Genomic DNA, 12,542 nt, shown 5'->3' with positions numbered 1-12,542 from the left:
TCCCTCCTTTAAAATGAATGTATTCATATTCAGCCGGACCGTGAATAAACATAACAATAGGACATGCTGACGAGAGGAGGATCGTTTTTGTGAATCAATCCTATATCACTATTTTTTTCCGAACCCTCTTTGTCGTGTCGCTTACCGCAGGATCGGCAGCTGCTGTTTATTATTCATTTCCGTTAACATATCCGTTCCTCATTGCCCTTATTCTTTCAACAGCCATTCACCCTGTTGTAGACTACTTGGACAAGGTGACGGGATTCCCGCGAACATTAAATGTCATCGGCGTGCTTGCCTTTTTTCTGCTGGCAGCGTTCGGTGTGCTGACCATTGTGGTAGCAGAAATTGTAACAGGAACTGCGTATCTTGCAAAAACCCTTCCGCCTCATATCAGCACTTTTATCTCTTATTGTGAAAAGCTGTTTACCACTCATATCCAGCCGCTCTATCACGAACTGACAGTTTTATTTCATGAATTGGAGACCAACCAGCAGGCTTCCATTGTCACTCACATTCAGGCACTTGGAGACTCCGCTGCCAAAAATGCTGGACTGCTGCTGTCTCACATTCTGGAAATGATTCCGAAATTTTTCGCGCTGCTTCCGAATACCGCGGCTGTTTTGATATTTTCACTTCTTGCTACATTTTTCATGACAAAGGATTGGCATAAACTGAAAGCGATGCTCGTTTCAGTGCTGCCCAATCGAATAACAGAAAACGGAAAGGCGATCAGCAGCGAGTTAAAAAAAGCAATGACCGGTTTTATTAAAGCGCAGGCTGTTCTTGTACTCCTTACAATGATCATTGTATTCTTTGGTCTTTCTCTCTTAAAGGTTGAGCATGCAGCAACGATTGCTTTTTTAATCGGACTAGTCGATCTTCTCCCGTATTTAGGAGCAGGATCCGTCTTCGTGCCGTGGATTTTGTATTTATCAATTACAGGCCAGCTTCCCCAAGCAATTGGAATTGGTGTTCTGTACCTTGTTGTACTTGTTCAGCGTCAGCTGACAGAGCCGAAAATATTAAGCAAATCAATCGGAATAGACCCGTTGGCAACACTCATTGCCCTCTTCGCCGGATTTAAATTGTTCGGATTTTTAGGACTGATTGCCGGTCCTGCTGTTCTCGTTGTCATCCAGGCTTTTATTACAACAGGTGCCTTAAAAGAAATATGGTCCTATATCACGATCCAGCAAAAATAAAACAGCAGCCCATGATGCAGGCTGCCGTTTTCATTTTATAATGATCCGCTTATTCTTCGACATGCCTCTCAGCCATTTGAACAGGATCGGCTTACACCAGCTGCGGGTGAACGGGATAAGCAGGCATGCGCCGGCCAGGTCTGATAAAAAGCCTGGAAGCATCAGCAAAAGGCCGCCAATAAAGATGCACAGGCCGTCAGCAATCGCTTCACCAGGCATCTTGCCATATTGAAGGTCACGCTGAACCTTGAAATAAACTTCAGTTCCTTGTTTTTTGGCAGCTGCTGCCCCAATGATCCCGGTCAGAATCATCAAAAGGACCGTCGGAAGAATGCCGATCAGCTTGCCCGAAAATAGAAAAATGCCGATTTCAATTGCCGGAAACACAATAAAAAGCAAAAATAAAAACCTCATCTCCAGCCCCCCACATGTGTAAAACGCCTTCATTCAAAAATAGTGCCAAATAGAGAAAAAGGAAGGGAATACGCTCCCTTCCCTTTTCAGATGTGATTAAAGTACACTCGCACGGCCTTGGTAGACTGCTCCTCTAGAAGCATCAACCGTAATATCCTGGCCTTCTGTCAAAATGGATGTCGCCTTTTCCAAACCAACAATAACCGGAATGCCGAGGCTTAATCCGACTACTGCAGCATGGCTTGTCAAGCCGCCCTCTTCTGTAATAAGAGCAGACGCTTTTTCAAGAGACGCGATCATGTCACGGTCAGTGCTAGTTGTAACCAAAACCGCGCCGTCAGTCATTTTTTTTTCGGCTTCTTTCGCGTTTTGCGCAATGACAACCGGACCGTAAGCTGATTTGCGGCCGATACCTTGGCCTTTAGCGATGATATTGCCGACAGTATGAACTTTCATCAAATTCGTTGTTCCTGACTCACCGACAGTGCCTGCTGTAATGACGATCAGATCACCATTTTTCACAATTCCGCTGTGTAATGATTTTTGCACAGCATCTTCCAGCATCTCATCAGTTGAGCTTGCATTTTGACCGCTTTCTGCGAAAACGCCGGATACAAGCGCGAGCTTTCTGGAAACAGACTCATTTACAGTCACAGCGACAATCGGTGCCTGCGGGCGGTATTTAGCAATCATACGCGCTGTATGGCCGCTTTCAGTCGGAGTCACAATCGCAGTAGCATTCAAGTTAATGGCTGTATGTGCAACAGATTGGCCAATTGCATCAGTAATCGTCATGCCTACTTGGTCTCTGCGTTTTGAAAGAATCTCTTTGTAATTTAGCGCCTCTTCAGAACGGGATGCGATATTGTGCATCGTTTGAACCGCTTCAACCGGATAGTTTCCGGCAGCTGTTTCACCAGAAAGCATGATTGCATCTGTGCCGTCGAAAATTGCGTTTGCGACGTCACTCGCTTCCGCACGAGTCGGACGCGGGTTGCGCTGCATGCTATCAAGCATTTGTGTCGCTGTAATAACCGGTTTACCCAGTGCGTTGCATTTTTTGATCAAATCTTTTTGCACGAGCGGCACTTCTTCAGCCGGAATCTCCACACCTAAGTCTCCGCGCGCAACCATTAAGCCGTCAGACACTTCGAGAATAGAATCGATGTTGTCTACGCCCTCTTGGTTTTCAATTTTAGGGATAATTTGAATATCCTGAGCGTTATGCTCCTCAAGAAGTTCACGGATTTCAAGCACGTCAGTAGAACGGCGTACAAAAGACGCAGCGATGAAATCTACCCCTTGCTCAATACCGAAAACGATATCTCTCGCGTCTTTCTCAGTAATACCAGGAAGGTTGACGCTGACACCCGGTACGTTAACGCCTTTTTTGTTTTTCAGTGTTCCGTTGTTTAGTACTTGTGTTTTGATTTCGCGTTTAGCGGCATTCACTTCAAGTACCTCAAGACCGATAAGTCCGTCATCTAAAAGAATCGTTGAGCCTTTTTCAACATCCTCTACTAAACCTTCATACGTCACTGAAATTTTATCAGTTGTTCCAATTACCTCGTCCATTGAAACGATAAGCTCTTTGCCTGTTTCAAGCTCAATAGCACCGTTTTCCATTGTATGTGTACGGATTTCAGGGCCTTTTGTATCAAGCAGGATTCCGACGTTTTTGCCGAGCTTTTTGCTCGCTTCGCGGATATTTTTAATACGTGCTCCGTGCTCCTCAAAATCTCCGTGAGAAAAATTCAAACGAGCCACATTCATTCCTGACTCCATTAATTTCGTAAGCATTTCAATACTTTCACTTGCCGGACCGATGGTACAAACAATTTTTGTTTTTCTCAATTCGTTCACTTCCTTCTAAAATCTTCAGCCTTCTGCTGCAGTCTTAAATAGACAGTTCTTTTGAAAGCTGATACATGTTTTGCTCAACTGTGTGTTTTTTATCCAGTATTTCTATAATATCATGGTCTACAAGCTTATTGTTTTGTATACCTACACAGCGTCCGCCTTTTCCTTTAAGCAGCAGTTCAACCGCATACGCGCCAAGTCGGCTTGCCAGAACACGGTCAGCAGCACTTGGAGAACCCCCGCGCTGGATATGGCCTAATACCGATACCCTAGTTTCAAGATTTGTTTCCTCTTCAATGCGTTTCCCGAATTCAACACCGCTGCCTACCCCTTCGGCAACGATAATAATACTGTGTTTCTTCCCGCGCTCATGACCGCGTTTTAGTCGGGCAATGATTTCGTGCATGTCGTAATCAGCCTCAGGAATCAAGATTGATTCCGCACCGCCTGCAAGTCCGGCCCATAATGCAATATCTCCGGCGTGGCGGCCCATTACTTCGATCACATATGTACGTTCATGAGAAGTCGCTGTATCGCGAATCTTATCAATTGCGTCAATTACTGTATTTAAAGCTGTGTCGAAACCGATTGTAAAATCAGTACCCGGAATGTCATTATCAATTGTACCCGGTACACCTACACATGGAAACCCGTGCTCCGTTAATTTTTTCGCACCCATGTATGAGCCGTCTCCGCCGATAACGACAAGCCCTTCGATACCAAGCTTCTTCAAGTTTTCTATCCCTTTTTCACGGCCTTCAACCGTTTTGAATTCAGGACATCTTGCTGTATAAAGCTTTGTTCCTCCGCGATGAATAATATCACCTACAGAACCGAGCTCTAGCTTTTCAATCTTTCCGTTGATCAATCCTGAGTATCCGTTATAAATGCCGTAAACTTCAACGTCATGATAAATCGCTTTTCTGACAACTGCGCGAACTGCTGCATTCATTCCCGGGGAATCCCCGCCGCTCGTTAATACCCCTATACGTTTCATTCTCCATTCACCTCAGCAAACATATATGATTAAAACATAACATGATCATTGCCCTAAAAACAATGAAAAGGGATCTCCATCCTCCCTATGAAACCTTACCTATTATACAATTAAATAAATTGTTTTTAAATAAAATTTAAGGAATGTCACAAAAAATAAACGTGAGCCAAAGGCTTCACGTTTATTTAGTTTACCCCGATATATTGATCTTCAATCGATACTTTTCCAATTGCTTTGTATTTTTCATAGCGCTGCTGAATTAATTCTTCTTCATTCAGCTTCAGCAAAGTCTTTAACGATTGTTTAAGGGTTTCATCCATGTAGCTTGCCTGCAGCTTAATATCGTGGTGCGCTCCGCCTTTTACTTCTTTTATCATATGATCTATAATACCTAATTCTTTTAAGTCAGGCGCAGTGATTTTCATTGTTTCCGCCGCTTTTTTGGCAAGACTGGAGTCCTTCCATAAGAGTGCCGCAGCACCTTCAGGAGAAATAACAGAATAAGTAGAGTTTTCCAGCATATGCAAGTGGTTGCCCACACCTAAACCCAGAGCTCCGCCGCTTCCGCCTTCGCCGATGACGATACAAATAACAGGCACTCTAAGGCCGGCCATTTCAAAGAGGTTTTTGGCAATTGCTTCGCTTTGTCCTCTTTCTTCAGCTGCTCGTCCAGGGTATGCCCCCTTCGTGTCAATAAAACAGATAATCGGCCTGTTAAATTTATCGGCCTGTTTCATCAGACGAAGCGCTTTACGATAGCCCTCAGGATGAGGCATTCCAAAGTTGCGGACAAGGTTTTCCTTCGTGTCTTTCCCGCGCTGATGACCGATAACTGTCACAGGCAGGCCGTGAAACTTGGCAATACCGCCCACAATGGCTTCATCGTCTCCGTACGCTCTGTCTCCGTGACATTCAAAAAAGTCTGTAAACAGGTATTGAATATAATCAAGTGTTGTCGGACGGTCCGGCAGACGTGCGATTTGAACCCGGTCCCAAGGCTTCAGATTTTTATAAATATCATCCTGAAGCTTAGCTAGACGGTCTTCAAGCCGTTCGATTTCTGCACTCAGATCCATTTCCGAATCCTGGGTGAATTTCTTCAATTCGGCGATTTTGGTTTGCAACTCAATCACCGGTTTTTCAAATTCTAATCTTGCAGCCACTCAATGTCACCTCCTGTTTGATGCATATCCAGCAGATTTTCTAACGTTTTTTTCATGTCGTCGCGGTGAATAACCGCATCAAGCTGTCCATGTTTTAATAAGAATTCCGCTGTTTGGAAGTCCTCCGGCAGTTTTTCGCCTATTGTCTGTTCGATAATCCTTCTTCCGGCAAAACCGATCAGCGCGCCAGGCTCCGCGAAATTATAATCGCCAAGAGAAGCAAAGCTTGCAGATACCCCGCCGGTAGTCGGGTGCGTCATGACTGAGATAATGAGACCCTGTTCCTCACTGAATAATTTTAAGGCAGAGCTTGTCTTTGCCATTTGCATAAGGCTTAATATGCCTTCCTGCATCCTTGCACCGCCGGAAGCAGTAAAAATAATAAACGGGACTTTATCGGCTTTTGCTTTTTCAATCGCAAGCGTGATTTTTTCGCCGACGACAGAGCCCATGCTGCCCATTCGGAATGTAGAATCCATTACCGCAACAACAGCAGGAAATCCACCGATCGTGCCCTTGCCTGTCACAACAGCCTCGTTTAAGGATGTTTTCTCGCGATCCTTTTCAAGCTTTTCCAGATATCCCGGGAAACCGAGCGGGTTTTCCGATAACATCCCCTGATTGAATTCTTCAAAGGACTTTTCATCCATCAAGCTTTCGATACGCTGTTTTGCGTTCATCGGGAAATGATAATCGCAGTTCATGCATACACGCATATTTTTATCCAACTCTTTAGTGAGCATGATTTTTTTACACTTAGGACATTTTGTCATAATGCCTTCCGGAACATCGTGCTTCGCTTGTTCTGACGGTACGGAAGCATACTTTTTCTTTTTAGTGAATATATCCTTTAACAAATGATTACCTCCCTTTTGTGAAGGGTTCTCTTCACCGCATGCCATCCAGACAGATAGACTTGCTAATACTTTACCGAAACTATTGTACTTTTTTTGTCAAACGCTGTCATCCTCAATTCGACAACTTTCTATCGGCAGAGATGTGCGAACAGCTCATGATAAACCTAAGAAGTCGTTGAAACAGCAAGGTTGGTAACGTATTCAAAATTCATGTTAAACTCGGCTGAAATTTTTTTAAGAGCTGACCCCAAAAAAATTTCAGCCGCAAGTTTAACTTGAGAACAGCGCGCCAGTCTCCGCCAACGCGCTGCCATTTTTGGAATGAATTAAAATTATTCGCCAATAATCGTAAGTTTCCTGGTTTTTTCTGCAACTTCTTCAGGATCTACAGTAATTCTTGCCACTCCTGTTTCCATCGCCGCTTTTGCCACAGCCTTAGCCACAGCAGGCGCAACACGTTTATCAAACGGTGCAGGGATGACGTACTCAGGGCTAAGCTCATCTTCTGATACGAGTGAAGCAATGGCTTCAACCGCTGCAATTTTCATTTCTTCGTTAATATGTGTGGCGCGCACGTCAAGCGCTCCGCGGAAAATGCCCGGGAAGGCAAGCACATTGTTTACTTGGTTCGGGAAATCTGAACGGCCTGTTCCGATAACGCTCGCACCAGCTTCACGCGCATCTTCCGGCATAATTTCCGGATTCGGGTTTGCCATTGCAAAAATGATCGGATCTTTCGCCATGCTTTGTACCATTTCTTTTGTTAGCGCACCTTCGACAGACACACCGATAAATACGTCAGCACCAGCGATTACATCTTCCAAAGAGCCGTCTTTACGGTCTTGGTTTGTGAATTTCGCCACTTCGTTTTTAACATCGTTCATACCGTTCGGACGCCCTTCATAAATGGCTCCTTTTGAATCGCACATCACGATGTCTCGCACGCCGAAATGGTAAAGAAGCTTGATGATCGCAATACCTGCAGCACCGGCGCCGTTAGCCACAACTTTAATGGAAGACATGGATTTTCCAGACAATTTCAGCGCGTTTACAAGGCCCGCTACTGTTACAATCGCTGTGCCGTGCTGATCGTCATGGAAAACCGGGATGTTCGTTTCTTTTTTCAGACGCTCTTCAATAATGAAGCAGTTTGGCGCCGCAATATCTTCAAGGTTGACACCGCCAAATGTCGGTTCAAGCAATTTAACAGTTTCAACGATTTTATCAACATCATTTGTGCCCAAAGCAATTGGGAACGCGTCTACGCCGGCAAAGCTTTTGAAAAGAACGGCTTTACCTTCCATTACAGGGAGTGCGGCTTCAGGGCCGATATTTCCAAGGCCGAGCACAGCTGTACCGTCTGTCACAACTGCTACCATGTTCCCCTTCATTGTATAATCATATACTTTGTTAATGTCTTCATGAATATCCTTACATGGTTCTGCTACACCCGGGGAATAAGCAAGGCTTAAATCTTTTGCATTTTTGACCTCTACTTTAGATTTGGATTCGAGTTTCCCCTGGTTCACTTTATGCAGATGTAATGCTTCTTCTCTTAATGACATTCTCCTAAACACTCCTTAATGAAATTTTTTGATTCGTATGCTGCTGCATTGATTGCTGCATTCTGCGGAGTTGATCTATCAGAATATTTAAACAGAGTAACATAATTGCTCCAATTGTATAACAAAAAGAGAATGGTTACCACTGTTTTAAAACGACGTTTTTTTGACCTAACAGCTCTTTTAAGCGGTATAACACCTGGTGATCCGCCTCGATATGGAACTCCTCAGGAAGCTTTATCGTCTGTTTTTGCCTTTCATAATAGAGATAAACGCCGGTTTCCCCCTTATGCTCCAGCAAAATGCGCTTAATCTTTGTCAGGATCTCCTGACTGTGCTGACTGCTTTCTATTTTTATATAAACCGATGGCGCTTTTTCAGCATTCATATTTTCCAGCAATTCCGCTCTGGACATAATAAACTGGGCTTTTTCCTGCCTGATTTCACATTTCCCTGCTGTGAACAATAGAGCGCCCTCTCTTAAAACGGGAGAAAGCTGTCTGAATTGTTCAGGGAACACAACGGCTTCCATTTCACCAGTCTCATCGCTTAACGTTAAAAACGCCATGTTTTGACCTGTTTTTGTCCGAATCGTTTTGATTTTCGTCAGCAGGACACCGAGTGAAACCTGCTTTTTAACAGTCTGCTGAGCCAGCTGAATGGATACCGCTCCGCGCGCTGTCAGCTGGTTTCGGAAGGCAGAGAGCGGATGATTTGAAAAATAAATACCGAGCGTTTCTTTTTCAAATGCAAGAATATCCACAAGCGGGAGCTCCTCGGTCTCCACATACTTCGGTTTAATGGAAAACGATTCATCTAAAAACAATCCCATTTGGTCATCGTCCGCGGCGAAAAGCTCGGCATGCTCTAACGCAACGTCAATCGATGCGAGCAGCGTGGCCCGGTTTTGAGCGAATTCATCCATTGCACCAGAAAATATGAGTGCTTCAAGCGTTTTGCGGTTTACGCTTTTTGACGGCACACGAAAGCAGAAGTCGAAAAGATCTTCGAATGGTTTCTCTTTTCTGGCTTTATATATATCTTTGACTGCTGAGACGCCTACACTTTTTATCGCACGGAGGCTGTACCTGACAGCTCCGTCTTCAACTGTAAACGGATAACTGCTTTTGTTCACTGACGGAGGAAGGATACGAATCCCGCTCCCCTTCGCTTCGTATAGATATTGAGCTATTTTGTCCTCATTGCCAATGACGCTTGTAAGCAATCCGCACATAAAATATAAAGGATAATGAGCCTTCAAATAAGCAAGCTGGCAGCCGATCATGCTGTATGCCACCGCATGGCTTCTGTTGAAGCCATAGTTTGCAAATTTGACGATTAAATCGTAGACTTCATTTGCAGTGTCTACAGAATACTCCTTTTTTAAGCACCCTTCAACAAAATGGCTTCGCTCTCGGTCAAGAATGTCTTTCTTTTTTTTGCTGACTGCACGTCTGAGCAGGTCCGCCTCACCTAAAGAAAATCCTGCCATACGTGACGCAATCACCATAATTTGCTCTTGATAAACGATGACGCCATACGTATCTTCCAATATCTCTCTTAAATCTTCGTGGGGAAAATGGACCGGCACGCGCCCATGCTTACGGTCGATAAATAACGGAATATTTTCCATCGGGCCGGGCCGATACAGCGCGTTTACCGCGACAATATCTTCTAAGCCTGAGGGCTTAAGCCTTTTCAGAACGCTTCTCATTCCTGAGGATTCAAGCTGAAAAATCCCTGTCGTATCCCCTTTTGACAGCAGGGAGAATGTTTTTTCGTCTTGATAAGAAATACTCGAAAGATTTATTTTCATATTTTTTTCTTTTTCAATCATTGAAGTGATGGACTCGATGAGTGTCAGGTTGCGCAAGCCTAAGAAATCCATTTTCAAAAGGCCCAGATCTTCGAGGTGATCCATCGCGTATTGCGTTAAATAGATCCCTTCATGTCCTTCCTGAAGCGGGACAACATCTGTTAACGGTTCCTCACTCAGGACAACGCCGGCCGCGTGGGTTGACGTATGCCTCGGAAGACCTTCTATTTTTCTGGCAATCGTAAAGACTTGCTGAAGCAGACTTGACTCACTGAGCCGCTTATTCAGCTCCGGCGATTGTTTTCTCGCATCATCCAAGGTCATGCCCGGCCTTGAAGGAATGAGCTTCGCAAGCTGATCCGCTTCCTTCGGGCTTACACCGTATACCCTTCCGACGTCCCGAAGCGCTGCTTTTGCCGCCAGCGTCCCGAAGGTAATAATCTGGGCGACGTGCATTGCGCCATATTTCTGCTGAACGTACTGAATGACCTCGTCCCTTCTTGTATCCGGAAAGTCGATATCAATATCCGGCATACTGATTCGCTCCGGGTTTAAAAACCTCTCAAATAACAGGTGATGCTTGATCGGGTCAACGTCCGTGATATAGAGAACATAAGCCACGAGCGATCCCGCCGCAGAACCCCTTCCCGGTCCTGTCACAATCCCTTTTTCGTGGGCGTGCTTCATAAAATCCCATACGATCAGAAAATAATCGCTGAACTTCATTCGCTTGATGACATCAAGCTCATATTGAAGACGTCGAATATACCGTTCATCAGGTGTATCAAAGCGGCTGCGGAGCCCTGTCATACAAACATCCGTCAAATAATCATCCGCGGATGTACCGTCTGGAGTCGGAAATGACGGCAGTCGGGTCTGTCCGAGGCTGACGTCAACCCGGCATTGTTCTGCAATCTCAACAGATGCTTGCAATGCCTCAGGATGCTCTTGATATATCACACGCATTTCATCAATGGATTTCAAATCGAGATCCGGCATCTCTTCGTTTGATGCCTCAGTGAGTTTTTCACCTGACTTTATCGCTTTCAAACAGCGATAGGCAGCCTGATCTTCTTTCCTAATGTAATGAACATCGCCTGTCGCCGTGACCGGAATTTCCGTTTCTTCAGACAGCCGGAGGATTTGCTCAGATAAGAATTTATTTTCTTTAAACGGCTGAAAGGATAAATAAAAAGCGCCTTTTCCGAATATAGACTGGAAATGAAGTGCTACTTGAGCGGCCTGGTCAAACAGCCCTCCTTCAAGCAGCATTTCAATATAGCCCTTTTCGCCAGGGGTGATTGCGATAATGCCTTCGCGATAGCTATTAAGCCATTTTGGCTTCAGGCCGTTTTTTGATTTCGATTGCAGGACGCTGCTGATTTTCAGCAGGTTTTGATAGCCTGTATTTGATTTTGCCAGCAGGACGAGCGGGTAGGCTTCGAGCTCGTCATCATCTGTGAAAACAGAAGCCGTCAAGCCGATAATCGGGTTGATCCCCCTCGCCTTGCATGCTTTATAAAATTGAATAGCTCCGTACATGACATGATCATCTGTCAGCGCCAAAGACCCATATCCGAGCCTGTCAGCTTCACTGACGAGCTCTTCCACAGCCGCGGCGCTGTTTAGCAGGCTGTACCCGCTATGCACTTGCAGGTGAACAAAAGACATGCTATCACCTCTTTCTCCATTACGATCCATTTCTTTCTTCATTATAAGTCGGGTTTTCAAAAGAAACAAATGTTCTTTTTCGTGTCCTCATCATACTTGTCCCGAAAGCACAATATGATATAAAAGGTGAGGTGATTAAGATGGATCAGGAAGCTGGCTTTATGGTAAATTTCATCAACAGTTATTTTATTGCATTAGGGGTGCTGATCGGAGGCGCACTCATCGGAGGCCTTGGAGCATATTTGGCAGGCGAAGCCCCGCTTACGGTTATTTCAAAGCTTGCGAACAGATTAAAAATTTGGGCCCTGGTCGCCGCTATCGGAGGTACATTTGATGCGGTATACAGCTTTGAACGGGGTATTCTTGAAGGCAATACGAGAGATTTATTCAAGCAAATTCTTCTCATTATCTCGGCCATGGGCGGGGCGCAAAGCGGCTGGCTTATTATTTCATGGCTGACGCAGGAGCATATTTCTTCATGAGGGTGCCGCAGCATTACAAAAAACCGGGATGGCAGCGTTTTTTTGCTGGTATGATGTGCGGAGCCGTGATCAGCTGGTTTTTTTTCCTGTTTACATACGGAACATTCCAAGAGGAGCAGGTTTCCCTCATCGAAAAACAAAAAGAGCATGTCAAAGACTTGAACAACCAAATTTCTATCTATCAGGAAGACCTCCACAAACTAAATGAAGACAATAAAAGAAAACTGCTTATTCAAAGCGTCGATGTGAAATTACTAAATGGAGAAAAATACAAAATCTCGCAGCCGGATAAAACAAAATTCGAGGAGCATGTGAAGGATGATATTTCAGAGGTCATAACAAAGGATATAGAAAGCGTCTATAAAACGAAGGAGCTTTTAAAACGGACAATTGAAAATAAAGTCTATACAATCAATGAAAAAAAATATGAGGCAGCTGTCAAGGAATTAATTATTTACACAAGGCTTTCGGTAGAAATCGAAATATCATTCGCGACGTAAATATGGAAATTTCTT

10 protein-coding genes are annotated in these 12,542 nt (G+C 44.6%); 3 read left to right on the top strand and 7 right to left on the bottom strand.

The window, feature by feature from the left end; all coding sequences use genetic code 11:
* Window positions 1-89: 89 nt before the first annotated feature.
* Window positions 90-1,205, top strand: coding sequence for a sporulation integral membrane protein YtvI (gene ytvI, locus V6D42_RS00890; protein WP_333512108.1), 1,116 nt, complete (start codon window positions 90-92; stop codon window positions 1,203-1,205).
* A gap of 30 nt (window positions 1,206-1,235) precedes the next feature.
* Here the strand turns inward: ytvI and V6D42_RS00885 are convergent, their stop codons facing one another.
* The 7 genes from V6D42_RS00885 to dnaE form a co-directional block, all read right to left on the bottom strand.
* Window positions 1,236-1,619, bottom strand: a complete 384-nt coding sequence (locus tag V6D42_RS00885) for an FxsA family protein (protein WP_024122457.1) — start codon at window positions 1,617-1,619, stop codon at window positions 1,236-1,238.
* A gap of 96 nt (window positions 1,620-1,715) precedes the next feature.
* A complete protein-coding gene (gene pyk, locus V6D42_RS00880) occupies window positions 1,716-3,473 on the bottom strand; it encodes a pyruvate kinase (protein WP_333512107.1) in 1,758 nt (585 codons plus the stop codon).
* Between the two features lie 43 nt (window positions 3,474-3,516).
* Window positions 3,517-4,476 carry a 6-phosphofructokinase gene (gene pfkA, locus V6D42_RS00875; protein WP_333512106.1) on the bottom strand — a complete coding sequence of 320 codons (960 nt, stop codon included), beginning with the start codon at window positions 4,474-4,476 and terminating at the stop codon, window positions 3,517-3,519.
* Between the two features lie 185 nt (window positions 4,477-4,661).
* Window positions 4,662-5,639: an acetyl-CoA carboxylase carboxyl transferase subunit alpha gene (accA, locus tag V6D42_RS00870; protein ID WP_229146507.1), complete on the bottom strand. Its 978-nt coding sequence runs from the start codon at window positions 5,637-5,639 to the stop codon at window positions 4,662-4,664.
* Window positions 5,624-6,496: an acetyl-CoA carboxylase, carboxyltransferase subunit beta gene (gene accD, locus V6D42_RS00865; protein WP_010335280.1), complete on the bottom strand. Its 873-nt coding sequence runs from the start codon at window positions 6,494-6,496 to the stop codon at window positions 5,624-5,626. Before accD ends, accA begins: the two co-directional genes overlap by 16 nt.
* Before the next feature lie 332 nt (window positions 6,497-6,828).
* A complete protein-coding gene (maeB, locus tag V6D42_RS00860) occupies window positions 6,829-8,061 on the bottom strand; it encodes an NADP-dependent malic enzyme (RefSeq protein WP_268448319.1) in 1,233 nt (410 codons plus the stop codon).
* Between the two features lie 136 nt (window positions 8,062-8,197).
* Entirely contained in the window at window positions 8,198-11,545 is a 3,348-nt protein-coding gene (gene dnaE, locus V6D42_RS00855; RefSeq protein ID WP_333512105.1) for a DNA polymerase III subunit alpha, read from the bottom strand.
* 140 nt (window positions 11,546-11,685) lie between these two features.
* On the opposite strand from dnaE, the gene ytrH reads away from it, so the two are divergent.
* Together ytrH and ytrI are read left to right on the top strand one after the other, a co-directional pair.
* Complete coding sequence (gene ytrH / locus V6D42_RS00850) at window positions 11,686-12,027, top strand: sporulation membrane protein YtrH (protein ID WP_010335282.1); 342 nt, start codon at window positions 11,686-11,688, stop codon at window positions 12,025-12,027.
* Entirely contained in the window at window positions 12,024-12,527 is a 504-nt protein-coding gene (ytrI, locus tag V6D42_RS00845) for a sporulation membrane protein YtrI (protein WP_010335283.1), read from the top strand. The genes ytrH and ytrI overlap by 4 nt, the downstream gene beginning before the upstream one ends.
* The last annotated feature ends 15 nt before the right edge of the window (window positions 12,528-12,542 follow it).

Origin of the sequence: Bacillus sp. 0909A (assembly GCF_036765115.1) — a bacterium.
In the GTDB taxonomy this organism is placed as follows: Bacteria; Bacillota; Bacilli; order Bacillales; family Bacillaceae; genus Bacillus; species Bacillus mojavensis.
This window is presented reverse-complemented; position numbering and strand designations above follow the sequence as displayed.